At 69.4% G+C, this 15,181-nt stretch carries 12 protein-coding genes; 6 read left to right on the forward strand and 6 right to left on the reverse strand.

The features are described 5' to 3' along the window. Positions 1–9: 9 nt before the first annotated feature. Positions 10–630 carry a formylglycine-generating enzyme family protein gene (locus ACWGIC_RS25105; protein ID WP_452078393.1) on the forward strand — a complete coding sequence of 207 codons (621 nt, stop codon included), beginning with the start codon at positions 10–12 and terminating at the stop codon, positions 628–630. Here ACWGIC_RS25105 and ACWGIC_RS25110 read toward each other — a convergent pair. From ACWGIC_RS25110 to ACWGIC_RS25120, 3 genes are read right to left on the reverse strand one after another with little or no spacing between them, the layout of a single operon-like run. Further along, positions 621–1,571, reverse strand: a complete 951-nt coding sequence (locus tag ACWGIC_RS25110; protein WP_452078394.1) for a squalene cyclase — start codon at positions 1,569–1,571, stop codon at positions 621–623. The two genes, ACWGIC_RS25105 and ACWGIC_RS25110, sit on opposite strands and share 10 nt — an antisense overlap. Before the next feature lie 21 nt (positions 1,572–1,592). Further along, positions 1,593–2,711: a winged helix DNA-binding domain-containing protein gene (locus ACWGIC_RS25115; protein ID WP_452078395.1), complete on the reverse strand. Its 1,119-nt coding sequence runs from the start codon at positions 2,709–2,711 to the stop codon at positions 1,593–1,595. An 11-nt stretch (positions 2,712–2,722) separates the two neighbouring features. After that, positions 2,723–3,118 carry a DUF3224 domain-containing protein gene (locus tag ACWGIC_RS25120; RefSeq protein ID WP_452078396.1) on the reverse strand — a complete coding sequence of 132 codons (396 nt, stop codon included), beginning with the start codon at positions 3,116–3,118 and terminating at the stop codon, positions 2,723–2,725. Positions 3,119–3,180: 62 nt separating this feature from the next. Between ACWGIC_RS25120 and ACWGIC_RS25125 the strand changes: the two genes are divergently transcribed. Both ACWGIC_RS25125 and ACWGIC_RS25130 read left to right on the forward strand, forming a co-directional pair. Continuing rightward, complete coding sequence (locus ACWGIC_RS25125) at positions 3,181–4,158, forward strand: helix-turn-helix transcriptional regulator (protein WP_452078397.1); 978 nt, start codon at positions 3,181–3,183, stop codon at positions 4,156–4,158. A 104-nt stretch (positions 4,159–4,262) separates the two neighbouring features. After that, entirely contained in the window at positions 4,263–5,069 is an 807-nt protein-coding gene (locus ACWGIC_RS25130) for a uroporphyrinogen-III synthase (RefSeq protein ID WP_452078398.1), read from the forward strand. Here the strand turns inward: ACWGIC_RS25130 and ACWGIC_RS25135 are convergent. Then, entirely contained in the window at positions 5,066–5,887 is an 822-nt protein-coding gene (locus ACWGIC_RS25135; RefSeq protein ID WP_452078399.1) for a siderophore-interacting protein, read from the reverse strand. The genes ACWGIC_RS25130 and ACWGIC_RS25135 overlap by 4 nt on opposite strands. Before the next feature lie 652 nt (positions 5,888–6,539). Then, on the reverse strand, positions 6,540–6,869 hold the full coding sequence (locus ACWGIC_RS25140; RefSeq protein WP_452078400.1) for an MGMT family protein: 330 nt from the start codon (positions 6,867–6,869) through the stop codon (positions 6,540–6,542). A 116-nt stretch (positions 6,870–6,985) separates the two neighbouring features. On the opposite strand from ACWGIC_RS25140, the gene ACWGIC_RS25145 reads away from it, so the two are divergent. Together ACWGIC_RS25145 and ACWGIC_RS25150 are read left to right on the forward strand one after the other, a co-directional pair. After that, positions 6,986–10,159: an ATP-dependent helicase gene (locus tag ACWGIC_RS25145; RefSeq protein ID WP_452078426.1), complete on the forward strand. Its 3,174-nt coding sequence runs from the start codon at positions 6,986–6,988 to the stop codon at positions 10,157–10,159. Beyond that, positions 10,156–13,539: an ATP-dependent helicase gene (locus tag ACWGIC_RS25150; protein WP_452078401.1), complete on the forward strand. Its 3,384-nt coding sequence runs from the start codon at positions 10,156–10,158 to the stop codon at positions 13,537–13,539. Before ACWGIC_RS25145 ends, ACWGIC_RS25150 begins: the two co-directional genes overlap by 4 nt. 3 nt (positions 13,540–13,542) lie before the next feature. Here ACWGIC_RS25150 and ACWGIC_RS25155 read toward each other — a convergent pair whose 3' ends face one another. Beyond that, positions 13,543–13,926 (reverse strand): DoxX family protein, encoded by a 384-nt coding sequence (locus tag ACWGIC_RS25155; protein ID WP_452078402.1) that lies wholly within the window; start codon positions 13,924–13,926, stop codon positions 13,543–13,545. A 106-nt stretch (positions 13,927–14,032) separates the two neighbouring features. Here ACWGIC_RS25155 and ACWGIC_RS25160 point away from each other — a divergent pair, with 106 nt between their 5' ends. Continuing rightward, positions 14,033–15,115, forward strand: coding sequence for a potassium channel family protein (locus tag ACWGIC_RS25160; protein ID WP_452078403.1), 1,083 nt, complete (start codon positions 14,033–14,035; stop codon positions 15,113–15,115). The last annotated feature ends 66 nt before the right edge of the window (positions 15,116–15,181 follow it).

A 15,181-nucleotide genomic window follows, 5' to 3' on the forward strand; every position in this document is an offset into this window, starting at 1 on the left:
CTCGGGCGAGTGCGGATGGTCCCGATCCCGCCGGGAACGGTGACGCTCACCGACCGGCGGACAAAACGTAGCTGGACAGTCGACGTGCCCGCGTTCGAGCTAGGCGCGATCCCGGTCACCCAGGAGCAATACAACGGCGGTGGAGAGCTTCCTGCTGTCGAAGTGTCCTGGTTGGACGCTGTTCGATTCTGCAACACACTGTCCGAACGAGACGGTCTCCCGCCTGCTTACCGCTTCGAAGGCGACAAGGTGGAGTGGGACCGGTCCGCTGCTGGCTACCGCCTGCCCACTGAAGCCGAATGGGAGCACGCCTGCCGTGCGGGCACCGAAGGCCCGAGGTACGGCGAACTGGACGAGATCGCCTGGTACGAGGGAAACTCCGGCGGGCGGCTGCATCCGCCTGGCGAGAAGCGTCCGAATGCCTGGGGCGCTTACGATCTGCTCGGCAACACGTGGGATTGGTGCTGGGATCTCTACGATCCGGACGTCTACGGCGAGTACCGGGTCCTCAAGGGCGGCGGCTGGGCCGACGAGCATTGGAGTGTCCGGGTTTCGGTACGCCGCCGAAGTCACCCGACGTTCCGCGTGGACGACGTCGGCTTTCGCGTGGCGTGGTCTGGTCAGGACTGAGCGGAGTCCCACCAGGACAGAATTCGGGTGCCGTACAGCGTCAGCCATTTCGAGGGTTCACCGGCTGGCACGTCGACCTCGAACCACATGTCGCCCCGCAGCCTGCCGTCCTGCAGCCAGGTTCCGTCCGGCTGCCGGGCGGCGCGAATCCGTTCCACCGCGTCAGCGAGGCGCGGATCGGGCGGAAGGTCGTCCACGATGGCGGCTTCGCGGAAGTATTCGACCGCGTTGAGCGCGCTGTAGTGCCACCGCATCGGATACGCGAAATGATCCACCCACGACGCGACCTGCTCGCCGGTCGAGAGCCGGTACAACAGGCGGCGTTCCAGCAGGTACTCCTCGCCGGCGCGGCGGGCGGCGTGCGTCTCGTCGGTGCCGCCGGTGGCGACGTCGTAGGCGAGCAAGCCCTTCAGCGCGGTCAGCGTGCAGTGGAAGGACGAGCGCTTCGACCCGTCGACCCATTCGCAATTCCAGCCGCCGTCGGCCATCTGATGTTCGGTGAACCAGTGCGCGAGCCGGGAGACGTCGACGCCGAGCCAGCCTCCGTTGGCCAGCGTCCAGGCGTTGACGCAAACCGAGACTTCGCCGTCCCAATAGGGCAGGCCCTGGTATTCCCACCGGGAATTCTCGGCGATCAATTCCGGGGTGCGATTGGCGCGCAACACCGCTGGATCCATTCCCCATTCGCGCAGCATGGTGAGCGACCAGGTGGTCGCGGTCCACGGCTGCCCGGTGTCGGGGCCTGGTTTGAATCCCGCCGGGAAGAACGCGCCACCTGCCCACTGCCCGTCCGGGTCCTGCAGGGCGAGGAGTTGTGCGCCGAAGCCCTCGGTCGCGATCTTGTGCCGGGTGGCCGTCCAGACTTCGGGCGGCGCGTCCGCTACGTCCCGTTCGACCTGCCAGCGCAGCGCCGGGTCTGAGTCGAGCAGCCATTTCAGCACGTCAGGACTTTAGCGCTCCGGTCAAGCCCACGTCACGGAAAAGTCCTGGCAGCCCCGGGCGGACGCGGCCCGGGCCGCCTCGTCCTCGGCGGCGTCGCGGTCGGCACGGCGGAGCGGGTCGAATTCGGTGAGCGTGATGGTCAGGCGTTTGCCCGAGGCTTTCATTCGCCAGACGCCCAGAATCTCGCCGTCGACTAAAAGCGCACCAGGGCTGCCGAGAATTTTCCACACCTCTTTCGCTCGCGCTTTGTCCGGAACGAGTACGGCTTTGTCGCGGCTCTGCGTGTACGGATCAAGCGGAGGCAACAGGCGTACCCCAGCAGGCGACGGCGGATTCTCCAGCGCGGGCAAACGATCAGTCGGCACGAATGTTCGCCGACCGTCCACTTTGACCTCGGTCACCGACTCGGGCCAAGTCTCGCGGACGCAAGTCTTTGCGGTGCCGACAAAACCGGCCGCGTCACCCGGCGTCGCGGGCCCGTTGAAGCGCAAATACTGCTCCAGCACCCGTGAAACTGCCGCTGGAACCGGACGGGTGGACAGCCGTCCGCGATCCTCCAACGGCGCGAGCGTCGCCGGAGTCTGTCCGGCTTCGAGCCGGGCACCGCCGTGCAGGGAAGCGATCCGCATGAGCTGTTCGTGCACGTGAGTCGCGTTGCAGCCGCGGCACCACCGGCTGAACGCGGGCGGCAGCAGCTTCGTGATCTCGGTGCTCACCGCACCCTTGGTCATCGGCTTGGTGACCACCTTGCGGATCGCTCGCGCAGTGGTGAACAGAACGTCCACGGGGGACACCTCAGCGGCCTGGATGTCCTTCTTCTGCCACAACATCCGGGCCAGCGCGTCCGGATCATCCAGCGGTACCAAGGCGGCCACCAGGTCCGGGAGATCCGCGCGCCGGTGGAAATACGGCGCGCCCCGGTGCGACCACACCAGGGCGAGCCGTTGATCGTCCACAAGCGACTCCGGCGTCACCGGATCCGGCATCCGGGCCGCGAGCGAGAGCAAAGCGGTGTCGCGCATGCTGTCCTGCAAACCGAGGTCCAGCAGCGGCAGGTCGTACGGATCGGCGACGGAGCGGTGCAGCCCCTGCTCGGCGATCCGGTACGCCAGCGCCTGTTCGCGCGACACCTCCAGCATCCCGGCCTCCTTCAGAGCGTGTAGTCGAAGGTGTACGAGACGGTCGGTTCGCCCAGCACGCCGTGCACCGTGCCAGTGCCGCCGATGCCGGTCAGTTCGCCAGTTCCGGAGCCCGGCACGACCTCGAATTTCGAGCTGATGCTCTTCGGGTCGAAGCTCCATTCCTGGCGGACCACGAACGTTCCGGCGCGGCCGTCGACCGTGCCCTCGAACCGGTCGTAGCCCGGCGACGTGGTCGCGCCGCCGTCGTAGCCCTCGCCCGGGTAGTACAGCAGGTAGTCGCCGGTGGCCGCACCCTGGATCACGCCCGAGTAATCCATCGCGGCGTGCACGTAGGCGACGCGCGGGCCGCCCTCCTCGCCGCTCGCCACGTGCTCTTCCCACTTCGTCATGCCAAACGTGTTCATGCCGCTCACTCAACCAGCCATACCTGCCATCTTGTGTCAGGTATTTCAGTCATACTTGGCGCATGCGTGCCGGACGTTTGCTCACCGTGCTTCTCCTGCTGCAGAACCGCGGCCGGATGACCGCCGACGAACTGGCCGCTGAGCTGGAGGTTTCGGTCCGGACGGTGTACCGGGACATCGAAGCGCTGTCGGCCTCGGGCGTGCCGGTGTACGCCGACCGCGGCCGCAGCGGCGGCTACCAGCTCGTCGACGGCTACCGGACCCGGCTGACCGGCCTCAACGAGGACGAAGCCCAGTCGCTGGCGCTCGCCGGACTGCCGGTCGCGGCCGCCGAGCTGGGTCTCGGCACGGTGCTGGCGGCGGCGCAGCTGAAGCTGTACGCCGCGTTGCCGCAGGAGCTGCGCAGCCGCGCCGGTCGCGTCGCCGAACGCTTCTACCTCGACGTTCCCGGGTGGCATCGCGGCATCGAAAGCCTGCCGACGCTGTCCGCGGTCGCCGACGCGGTGTGGGCCGCGCGGCGCATCCGCGTCCGGTACGAGCGGTGGGGCCAGCGTGAGGTCGAGCGGGTGCTGGAGCCGCTCGGGCTGATCCTCAAAGCGGGCAACTGGTACCTCGCTGCCCGGTGCGAGGGGACCGATCGCACCTACCGGATTTCGCGCATCCACGAGCTGACCGACCTCGGCGAGGAGTTCGAGCGACCGGCGGATTTCGACCTCGCCGGTTACTGGCAGGAGTGGTCCGAGCAGTTCGAACGCCGGATGTACCCCCGAAAGGCGACAGTGCGCCTCTCGCCGCGCGCCCAGGCTCTCGTACCGTTCTACGCGGGCAGCGTCGGCGCCCGGGCGCTTCGCGAGGCGGTCGCCGCCGGAGCGGAACCGGACGGCGACGGATGGTTGACGATCGAGCTGCCGGTCGAACCGGGAGAACCGGCGATCGGCGAACTGCTGCGGTTCGGGCCGCATTTGGAGGTGCTCGCGCCGGAGGACCTGCGGACGGAACTGGCGGCGGCGATCCGGGAGATGGGACAGGCGTATGGATGAGCCGGCCGGGCGGCGTTCCGCTGAGCTGATCCGCGGTGCACAGGGTTCGCGGGCGGAGTTCTGCTGCCTGCCCGGCTCGTTTTCGCAGGAGATGGGACAGACGCATGGGTGAGCTGGACGGAACGCGGATCGGCGTCACGGCCGAGCGGCGCGCGGACGACCTGATCGGAGCCCTGCTCCGGCACGGTGCGGAGGTACGGCACGCGCCGACGATCACGATCGTCCCGCTGGCCGACGATCCGGAGCTGCGGCGCGGCACGGAAGCCGTGCTCGCCGCGCCGATCGACCTCACCGCGGTCACGACCGGGGCCGGGTTCCGCGGCTGGCTCGACGCCGCCGAAGGCTGGGGTCTTCGCGACGCGCTGCTGGACGCGCTGGCCGGGTCGCGCATCTTCGCGCGCGGGCCGAAAGCGGTCGGCGCGGTGCGTGGCGTCGGCCTGCGCGAGGAGTACTCCGCGCCCGGCGAGTCCAACGACGAGCTGTTCGGCGCGCTCACCGACGCCGGGGTCGACGGCGCGCGAGTCGCGTTGCAACTGCACGGCGCCCCGCTGCCGGAGTTCTCCGATCCGCTCGCCGCGGCCGGGGCGTCGGTGCTCGCCGTGCAGCCCTACCGCTGGCACACGCCGCCGGATCCGGAGCCAGTGTTCTCGTTGATCCACGAGGTGCTGTCCGGAGAACTGGCCGCGCTGGTGTTCACCAGCGCCCCGGCCGCGACGAATTTCCTGACGCTCGCCGACGAATCCGGCCGCGGCGCGGAGCTGCGCGAAACCCTGCGCGGTGGCACGGTCGTCTGCGCGTGCGTTGGTCCGGTGACTGCGGCACCGCTGGAGGCAGCCGGAATCCGCACGCTACAGCCGGAGCGTCAGCGGCTGGGCGCGTTGGTGAAGCTAGTGGTCGCGAAGCTCGGTTAGGACGCTTCGGCCTGCTGTCGCCCCGCGGCTTCTTCGCTGAGACCCTGCCGCCAGTAGCCGGTGAAGCAGATGGCGGTCTTGTCGAAGCCGCGCTCGCGGACAAGGTGTCGCCGAACGAGCTTCACGACGCCTGCTTCTCCGGACACCCACGCGTACGGCGTGCCATTGGGCAGCTCTGCCGCGCGTACAGCTTCTACCAGCGCTTCGCCGTGCGTACGCGCACCGCGGACGACCCAGTGCACCTCGACCGCACCGTTAGTCTCGAAGGTCTGTCGCTCCGCACGGTCCGGGATCTCGACGTACACCGAAGCGCGCGCCGACTGCGGCAGCCTCTCAAGGATCCCGCCGATCGCCGGCAGTGCCGTTTCGTCGCCGACCAGGAGCTGCCAGGTCGTGCCGTCCGGAACGTCGTACAGCCCGTGCGGCCCGAGGAACGCGACGCGGCCGCCGACCTCCGCCTGCCCGGCCCACGTCGACGCCGGACCGCCGCTCTCCTCGTGCAGCACGAAGTCGACATCCACCTCGCCGCTCTCCGGACGCGCCGCGCGCACCGTGTACGTCCGCATCGGCGGCCGGACGTCGTCAGGCATCGCGAGGTAGCGGCGATACCAGGAAAGGACGTCGTCATCGCCCATCTCGGCGGGCGGGAGCTGCGGCTCCTCGTCGCCGGGGAGCGGGAAGAACACCTTCACGTACGCGTCCGGCGCCGCCGGGCCCGCCGCCGCGAGCCCCGGGCAGTCGAAGGTGATCCGGGCCATGTGCGGGGTGACCCGCCGGACCGCGGTGACCTTGCCGGGGTGGTAAGTCAGGACGCTCATTAGGTCAGGCTAACCTAAAACGAGTGGGGTGGGCTATGGCTGGGGAGGATGGCGGACGCCACGGTTTTCGGCCTCGTGTCGTGTGGCCGAGGTGGTGGCGGTGGGGGTGAGGCGGTTCCGGACGGGAGGCGAGGTGGAGGCGGTTGGGGCGAGACCGTTCCGGCCGGGAGGCGAGGTGCTGGCGGGGGTGAGGCCGTTCCGGCCGAGGGGCGAGGTGCTGGCGGTGGGGGGGGCGAGGCCGTTCCGACCGAGGGGCGAGGTGGATCAGCGTGGCGGCTCGCGAGTGGAACGTGGCGGCGCGTGAGTGGCAGGCGGGCTTCGGTGGCCGGGTCTGCCGGGTCTGCCAGATCGGGAGCTGAGCGATGCTCCCCGCAGGTTGAGCGCTCGGCCAGTAGCGCCCCAATGTGGCATTGGGTGCGTCTGACGCACCGAACGCCACATTGGGTGCATCTGACGCACCGAATGTGGCATTGGGGCGGGATCCCGTCGAGCCATCCTGCCGAGTCGCGGCACCGTCGGGGAGCTGCGGTCCGGAAGCTGTCCCGCCACAAGCCGTCCCGGCACAAGCCGTCTCCGGCACAAGCTGTCCCTGACGCAAGCTGCCCCCGCCACACGCTGCCCCCGCCGCAAGCCGTCCCGGATCAAGCTGTCCCTAGAACAAGCCCGGCGGTTCGTCCTCGCCCGGCTCGTCGCCCTCCGGACGCCAGCGGTACTTCCGCAGGTCCACCTTCTCCCCGTCCGCCAGCACGCCCTCGGCACGCAACCGCTCCAGCTGTTCGTGCAGCAGATGCGGCGCGGGGGTGCCGTTCGCGCGGAGGATGCGGTGCCAGGGCAGGTCGTGGCCGTCCTCGGCGAGGGCGCGGCCGACCATGCGCGGAGAGGGGGCGCCGGAGAGCGCTGCGATGTCGCCGTACGTCGCGACTGTCCCCGCCGGTACGTCGGTGATGACTGCGCGTATCCGCTCGTGCAGTTCGTCGTTCATGACCCAGCAGATGATAGTCCCGCCGAGGGGTGTGCCGGTGCGCCACCCGGGTGAGCGGGCATGGTTCCATCGCTGATGTGCACGTGCGGAGAGCGGGAAACGGGCAGGCGCGGCTGGTGCGCCCGCCGGTCCCCGCCGCACCCACGTTCACCTGGGACGAGGACGCTCGCCGGCTGCTGTCGGCTCCGGCCGGGTTCCGCCGGGTGCTCGGCGGGCCGGGCACGGGCAAGACGGCGCTGCTCGCCACCGCTGCCGCGCGCCGGATCTCGGAGGGGGCGGATCCGGAGAGCGTGCTGCTGCTCACGACGTCCCGCCGGGCGGCGGACGCGTTGCGGGCCGACCTCACGCGGCGGCTCACCTCCGACCCGGATCAGGAGTCTCCGTTGCCGCGCACGGTGAGTGAACCGCTGGTGCGCACAGTGCATTCATACGCGTTTTCCTTGCTGCGCCTGGAAGCGCGCGCGGAGGAACTGCCGCCGCCGCGGTTGCTCGCCGGTGCGGAGCAGGACGTCGTCGTGCGCGAACTGCTGGAGGGCGACCTGGAGGAGGGCGCGACCGGGTGGCCCGAGCAGTTGCGTCCGGCGCTGACCGTGCCCGGGTTCGCCGAGGAACTGCGCGACCTGCTGATGCGTGCGGCTGAGCGAGGGCTCGGTCCGGAGGACCTGACCGAACTCGGGCATCGCCACGATCGCGAGGAATGGGTCGCCGCGGGGGAGTTCTGGGCGCAGTACGAGGAGGTCACCCAGCTGCAGGGGGCTGGCGGAAACGCGCTCGGCCTGCCTGCCGCGCCCGCGCTGGACGCCGCTGAGCTGGTGACGTCGGCGTTGCTCGCGCTGGAGGACGACGACGAGCTGCGCGAGCGCGAACGAGGCCGGGTGCGGCATTTGTTCGTGGACGACGCGCATCACCTGGATCCGTTGCAGATTCAGCTGATCCGCACGATCGGGCACACCGCGGAGGAGTTCGTGGTGGCCGGCGATCCGGACCAGTCGGTGTTTTCCTTCCGCGGCGCGGATCCGAAGTTGTTCGCCGATTCCGACACCGATGGCGACCGGACGGTCATGCTGACCACGTCGCACCGGCTCGCTCCGACTGTCCGGGCGGCGGTCGCGAAGCTCGGGGCTACGTTGCCCGGCGCCTCGCCGCATCGCAAATTGGTTACCCCGCAGGGGAAACGCGGCGGCAAGGTGCGAGTGCGGCTGATGCCGACTCCGGCGGCGGAGGCCAGCTGGATCGCCGACCAGCTGCGCCGGGCGCATCTCGTCGACGGGGTCCCGTGGTCGGAGATGGCGGTGCTGGTGCGGTCTCCGGCACGGACGTTCCTTGTGCTGCAACGGGCCTTGCGCGCGGCCGGGGTGCCGATCGGTTCGGCTACTGAGGAATTGCCGTTGGCGAAACACTCCGCGGTACGGCCGTTGCTGGCGGTGTTGCGGATTGCGGCGGAGCCGGAGTTGCTGGACGTCGACATCGCGGAGATGCTGCTGTCCTCGTCGCTGGGCGGGGCTGATCCACTGGCGTTGCGGCGGTTGCGGCGCGGCCTGCGTCGGTTGGAGCTGGCTGGCGGCGGGCAGCGGTCGAGTGACGAATTGCTCGTGGAAGCGTTGCGGGGCGGGGATATTCTCGTCGGTCTCGCGGACAACGAGGCGCTGCCGGTCCGTCGGGTCAGCGCGCTGCTGAGTGTCACGCACCAGGCGGTGAGCCGTGGTGAAAGCGTCGAACAGGTGCTGTGGGAGCTGTGGCAGGCGAGCGGGCTGCAGGAACGATTGCTGCGGCTGGTGGATCGCGGTGGCTCGCTCGGTGCGCAGGCCGACCGCGATTTGGACGCGGTGGTGGCGTTGTTCGATTCGGCGGGCCGGTATGCCGACCGGTTGCCGAAGGCGAGCGTCGCGGCGTTCGCGGATTACCTGTCGTCGCAGAACATCGCGGGTGACACGCTCGCTCCGGCGGCTATCCCGGGCGAAGGGGTTTCGCTGCTCACCGCCCACGCGTCAGCGGGTCGCGAGTGGACAGTCGTCGCGGTCGCCGGGGTGCAGGAGGGCGCGTGGCCCGACATGCGGCTGCGCGGGTCGTTGCTGGGCGTCGAGCGGCTGGTCGACCTGCTGTCCGGAGTGGACGAGCACGACAAGGTGTCCGCCATCGCGCCGATCCTTGCTGAGGAGCGGCGGTTGTTCTACCTCGCGGCGAGCCGGGCGCGCCGGACGCTGCTGGTGACGGCGGTGGCCGGGGAAGACGAGCAACCGTCGCGGTTCCTCGACGACCTTGAGGAAAACGGTGCCGACGACGGCATGCTCGACTCCCGGATGAAGCCGCCGGGCCGGTCGCTCGTGCTGGCTGAATTGGTCGGCGAGCTGCGTGAAGTCGTGTGCGACGACAAGACGGACCCGGAGCGGCGGAAGCGGGCGGCGAAACAGCTTGCCCGGCTGGCCGCAGCTGGGGTTCCGGGGGCGCATCCGGACACTTGGTACGGGTTGATGGAAGCGTCCACCGAGGAGCCGGTGCACGGGCCCGGCGACCTGATGCGGATCTCGCCGTCCACTGTGGAGATTCTGGTGAAGTGCCCGCTGCGCTGGCTGATCGAGCGGCATGGCGGCAGTGACCCGGCGCAGCTGGCGGCGGTGACCGGAACTCTCGTGCACGGTCTGGCGCAAGCGATCGCGGGCGGCAGCACTGAGGAACAGATCCAGGCTGCGCTGGACGAGGCGTGGGTGCGCGTGGACGCTGGTGCGCCGTGGTTTTCCCGCCGGGAACGGTCCCGAGTGGAGCTGATGCTGCGCAACTTCGTGTCGTGGCTGGAAATGTCGCGGCGCGAGCTGATCGAGGCCGGTGTCGAGCAGGACATCGAGGTCGAGTTGCCGATGGGCGACGAAGAGGTGCGCGTGCTGCTGCGCGGCCGTGTCGACCGGGTCGAGATGGACAAGGACGGTCGCCCGGTGATCGTGGACATCAAGACCGGCAAGGTCCCGGTGTCCAGTGCGGACGCGGAGAAACACCCGCAGCTCGCGGCGTACCAGCTGGCGGTGCTGCTGGGCGCGGTCGAAGGCAAGAACACGCCCGGCGGCGCGAAACTCGTGTACGTCGCGAAGGGAAACAACAAAACCGGAGCCACGCAACGGGATCAGCCGCCGATGGACGAGGACAGCGGACGCGAGTGGCTGGAACTCGTTCGGTCGGCCGCCGCTGCCGCGGTTGGCCCGGACTATCAGGCACACGAGAACGCTGACTGCGACCGGTGCCCGGCGCGCAGTTGCTGTCCGTTGCGTCCAGAAGGCCGTCAGGTGACCGGCCCGTGAGCCCAGTGGTCCTCGCCAACCCTGTCGGACCCGCGGAAATCGCTGACGCACTGGGGTTGCATCGTCCGACGCCCGAGCAGGCGACCGTGATCGCGTCGCCGGTCGAGCCGTCGCTGGTCGTCGCTGGCGCGGGCGCGGGGAAAACCGAAACCATGGCCGCGCGCGTGGTCTGGTTGGTGGCCAATGGAATCGTGAGCCCGGAACGGGTGCTCGGCCTGACCTTCACCCGGAAAGCCGCTCGTCAGCTCGGCGAGCGGGTGCGGGCGCGGTTGCGACGGCTCGCGGGTTCGGGGCTGCTGGAGAAGATCGATCCGTCGGGTGCGTTGCGGTCCACAGTGGTCGCGGGCGAGCCGACCGTGCTGACTTATCACGCGTACGCCGGGCGTTTGCTGTCCGAGCACGGGTTGCGGCTTCCGGTACAGCCGGGCGTCCGATTGCTGTCGGAGACTTCTTCTTGGCAGCTGGCGCATCGAGTTGTGTCCACTTGGGACAACGACCTGGACACTGACCGGGTGCCGCCCACAGTGACCGCACAGCTGCTCGCGCTCGCTGGTGAACTTGGCGAGCATTTGATTTCGACGGAGAAACTCGGGCAGTACACCGAGTGGCTGTGCGAGGTCATCGAGAACGCTCCGCGCGCTAAAGGACAGCGGGCTTCGTTGCCGGTAAAACTGCAGGAAGTGCTGGCGGCGCAACGGTTTCGGCTCTCGCTGTTGCCGTTGGTCGAGGACTATCACCGCCGTAAACGAGCCGAAGGCGCGCTCGACTTCGCGGACCAGATGTCGCTGGCCGCGCAGCTCGCCGACGGATATCCGGCGGTGGTCGCGGGGGAGCGCGAGCGTTACGGGGCCGTGCTGCTGGACGAATACCAGGACACCGGGCACGCGCAGCGAGTGCTGCTGCGGTCGTTGTTCGGCGGTGTTGAGCATCCGCCGATGCCGGTGACCGCGGTTGGCGACCCGGCCCAGGCGATCTACGGCTGGCGCGGCGCGAGCGCGGCGAACCTGCCGCGATTCACCACAGACTTCCCGCGCAGAGGCGAGGAACGGCTCGAAACCGCGCACGAATTCGGGCTGCTCACCAGTTTCCGCAATCCGCCGGAGATCCTGGAGCTGGCCAACGCGATTTCGGAACCGTTGCGGCAGCGCGGACTCGGCGTCGAGCGGCTGCGCGCGCGAGACGGTGCCGGGCCAGCGGACATCGCGGTCGCCCTGCTGCCCGATGTGCGCGCGGAACGCGAATGGGTCGCGGACGCGATGGCGCAGCGCTGGCATGCGGAGAAAGAGGAATCCGGCAAGCCGCCCACCGCGGCGGTGCTGGTGCGCCGCCGGGCGGACATGGCCCCGATCGCGGCCGAGATGCGGATGCGCGGGCTGCCGGTGGAGGTCGTGGGGCTCGGCGGCTTGCTGGACGAACCGGAGGTCGCCGACCTCGTGTCCACGCTGCGGGTGCTCGCCGATCCGCTGGCCGGCAGTGCGGCGGCTCGGTTGCTGACTGGTGCGCGCTGGCGGATCGCGGCGGCGGACGTCGCGGCGTTGTGGCGGCGGGCCAACGAACTCACCTCGCCCGAGCCGCGCGCGCAAGAAGGCGACGAACCGGAACTGGTCGTCGAACGCGCCGAACAGGCCGGGCTGATCGACGCCGTCGACGAACCCGGCGCGCCCGAACGCTACTCAGCGGAGGGGTACCGCCGGATTCGCCGCCTGGGCGCGGAATTGACTGCGCTGCGTCGTCGGCTGGATCAGTCTCTGCCCGAACTGGTGGCGGACGTTGAACGCACGATGCTGCTCGACGTCGAATCGCTCGCCCGCCCCGGGTCGGCGGGTCGCGCGCATTTGGACGCGTTCGCCGAAGTCGTCACCGATTACGCGGAGACCGCGCCCACGGCGACATTGTTGTCCTTTGTGGACTATCTGAACACCGCTGCGCACGCGGAAGACGGTCTTACTCCCGGTGAAGTTCAGGTGGTTCCGGACCGGGTGCAGGTGTTGACCGTGCACTCCGCCAAGGGGCTGGAATGGGAAGTGGTGGCTGTCCCGCACCTGGTCGCTGAGGTTTTCCCGGGCAAGCGTCGTTCGTCGTCCTGGCTGCGCACTTCTACCGCGCTGCCCGCACATTTGCGTGGTGACGCGGCGGATCTGCCGAAGTTGCAGATCTCGGAAGGCTACGACCGCAAAGAAGTGCAGGAAGCGCTGGAACTGCACGAGGAAGGGTTCGTCGCGCGCGAAGCCGACGAGGAGCGACGGTTGTGCTACGTCGCGCTGACCCGTTCCGAGCGCGCGCTGCTCGTCTCCGGGCATTGGTGGAACGAAAGCAGCACGCGCGCCAAGGGGCCGTCGATCTTCCTCTCCGAGATCGCCGAGGTGATGAACGAGGCGGAGCCGCCGCTGGGCGTCGTGGACGTCTGGGCCGACGAACCGGCCGAAGGAGAGGAGAACCCGCTGGTCGCGGACTCCCGGACGGCGAAGTGGCCGGTGGACCCGCTGGGCGACCGGCGGTCGGGCGTGGCTACCGGGGTCGACCTGTTGCGGGCGGAAATGGCGGCCCTGGAGGAAGAACCCGAGCCGGAGCCCGAACCGGAACCTCTTCCGGCAGCCGAAGACGACGAAATCCCGCTGCCGCCGGAACCCGAGGACGAAGAGGACTACCTCCCCGACGAGGACTACTTCGAAGACGACGACGAGGACGTCATAGATCCGGAGGACCCGGACGGCTGGGCCGCCGACACTGACGTCCTGCTCGCCGAACGCGCCCGCTCGCAGTCCACAGTGGACCGCGTCGCCCTGCCCGCGCAGCTGAGCGTGAGCCAGCTGGTGGACCTGGCGTCCGATGCGGACGCTCTTGCGCAACGCCTGCGTCGCCCGCTTCCGTTGCCGCCCAACACGTTCGCCCGCCGCGGCACCGCGTTCCACAGCTGGCTGGAACAACGTTTCTCCGGCGACCGGCTGCTGGAGATCGACGACCTCCCCGGCGCGGCGGACGTCGGCGAGGCCCCGGACACCGATTTCGAAGCCCTGCAAGAAGCTTTCGAGAACAGCGAATGGGCCGACCGGGTCCCGGTGGCCGTGGAGGTGCCGTTCTCCGCGGATGTCGAAGGCATCACTCTGCGCGGCCGGATGGACGCGGTGTACGCGGATCCGGACGGTGGCTGGACCGTGGTGGACTGGAAGACCGGCTCCGTCCCGTCCGAGGAACGGTTGCCGGCACTGGCCATTCAGCTCGGTGCGTACCGGCTGGCGTGGGCGGCGCTGAAGAAGGTCCCGGTGGATCGAGTGCGCGCGGCCTTCCACTATGTCCGGCACGGACACACGCTGCGCCCGGCGGATCTGCTGGACGCGGAAGGCTTGCGCGCCTTGCTGCGCAACGTTCCGCAGGAGTAAGAGCTAGCCCCGGTCGCGCACAGTCAACGCCCAGCTCACCAACGGCCACTGCAACGGCAACCGCAGCCACGCGATCGCGCGGTCCCGGGCAGGACGGCCGCGTCGCTGATAATCCAACGCCATTTTCACATTCCCCGGGAACACCCCGACGAACAGCAGCGCCGCGGCCAACCCGCCCAGCCGGCGCGTGCGCGGCAGCGCGATCCCGGCGGCCACGGTCAGCTCGGCGACGCCCGAGGCGTACGTCCAGGTGCGCCGGTCACCGGGCAATTCCTTCGGGACCAGCGCGTCGAACGGCTTCGGCCGCGCGAAGTGCAGAACTCCCGCCCCGGCGAGGAGGGCGGCGAGAAGATGGGCCGGACGTTGCGACGCGCGGGGCTCGGACATGCGGCCAGCCTGCCACAGCATGATCGCCGCGACGGGTGTGCGGGTGCTCCGATTGGGTTATCCTCCCCGCTGTGAGTGACGCCGAACGCGCGCGGGGAGCCGGTGCATGAAGGCCTTGAAACGGCTGCCCCTCAACGTCCGGTTGAACGACCGGCCCGACCACGAGCTCGTCGGCGTGATCCGGATGCCGGAGCTGACAGTCAGCCCGATGCGGGCGATCGTCAAGCGGATCATCGGCGCTCTGCTGGCGCTGCTGGCCACGGTGCTGATCGTCTACCTCGACCGCGACGGCTACCGCGACGCGAACGGCGACGGCCTGTCGTTCCTCGACTCGCTCTATTACGCGACGGTGTCCCTCTCGACCACCGGCTACGGCGACATCGCCCCGGCCACCGCTTCCGCGCGGCTGGTGAACGTCATCGTGATCACGCCGCTGCGGGTGCTCTTCCTCATCGTCCTCGTCGGGACCACCCTGGAAGTGCTCACCGAGCGCTCCCGGCAGGCGTTCAAAATCCAGAAGTGGAGGACGAAGGTGCGTGACCACACCGTCGTCGTCGGTTTCGGCACGAAGGGCCGCTCGGCGGTCAACGCGCTGCTCGGCGATGAGGAGGTGCAGGCCAATCGCGTGGTGGTCGTCGACACCGACCAGCAGGCGCTGGACGCGGCGAGCGCGCTCGGGCTTGTCACCGTGCACGGATCGGCGACCAGGGCAGACGTCCTGCGCGTCGCGGGCGTGCAGCACGCGCGAGCCGTAGTGGTCGCGCCGAACCGCGACGACACCGCCGTGCTGGTCACCCTCACCGCGCGCGAACTGGCTCCGAAGGCGCACATCGTGGCGTCGGTGCGCGAGGCGGAGAACGTCCACCTGCTGAAGCAGTCCGGAGCGAACCAGGTCGTGGTGTCGAGCGAAACCGCGGGACGGCTGCTCGGGATGGCGACGTCCAGCCCGCTCGTGGTGGACATGGTCGAGGACCTGCTGACGCCGGAGTCCGGGCTGGCGATCGCCGAGCGCAGCATCGAGCAGAGCGAGGAAGGCGGGTCGCCGAGGCATCTGCCGGACACGGTGCTCGGCGTGGTGCGCGGCGGGGTGCTGTACCGGGTGGACGCTCCGCAGGCGGACGCGCTGGAGCCGGGGGACCGGCTGCTGTACGTCAAGAAGGTCACTCAGGCCGAGCAGATCGAACGCTGAGTTCCGGGCGGGTGGCTTTTGGCTCCGGCAAAGGTCCGTGAAGGGCTCCTTGAGGGAATCTGATTC

This window comes from Amycolatopsis sp. NPDC054798 (assembly GCF_053611505.1).

Excerpts from the sequence above, each read along its gene's own strand:
- ACWGIC_RS25115 (WP_452078395.1), bottom strand. The coding sequence starts at position 2,711 with ATGCTGGAGGTGTCGCGCGAACAGGCGCTGGCGTACCGGATCGCCGAG.
- ACWGIC_RS25120 (WP_452078396.1), bottom strand. The coding sequence starts at position 3,118 with ATGAACACGTTTGGCATGACGAAGTGGGAAGAGCACGTGGCGAGCGGC.
- ACWGIC_RS25125 (WP_452078397.1), top strand. The coding sequence starts at position 3,181 with ATGCGTGCCGGACGTTTGCTCACCGTGCTTCTCCTGCTGCAGAACCGC.
- ACWGIC_RS25130 (WP_452078398.1), top strand. The coding sequence starts at position 4,263 with ATGGGTGAGCTGGACGGAACGCGGATCGGCGTCACGGCCGAGCGGCGC.
- ACWGIC_RS25135 (WP_452078399.1), bottom strand. The coding sequence starts at position 5,887 with ATGAGCGTCCTGACTTACCACCCCGGCAAGGTCACCGCGGTCCGGCGG.
- ACWGIC_RS25140 (WP_452078400.1), bottom strand. The coding sequence starts at position 6,869 with ATGAACGACGAACTGCACGAGCGGATACGCGCAGTCATCACCGACGTA.
- ACWGIC_RS25155 (WP_452078402.1), bottom strand. The coding sequence starts at position 13,926 with ATGTCCGAGCCCCGCGCGTCGCAACGTCCGGCCCATCTTCTCGCCGCC.
- ACWGIC_RS25160 (WP_452078403.1), top strand. The coding sequence starts at position 14,033 with ATGAAGGCCTTGAAACGGCTGCCCCTCAACGTCCGGTTGAACGACCGG.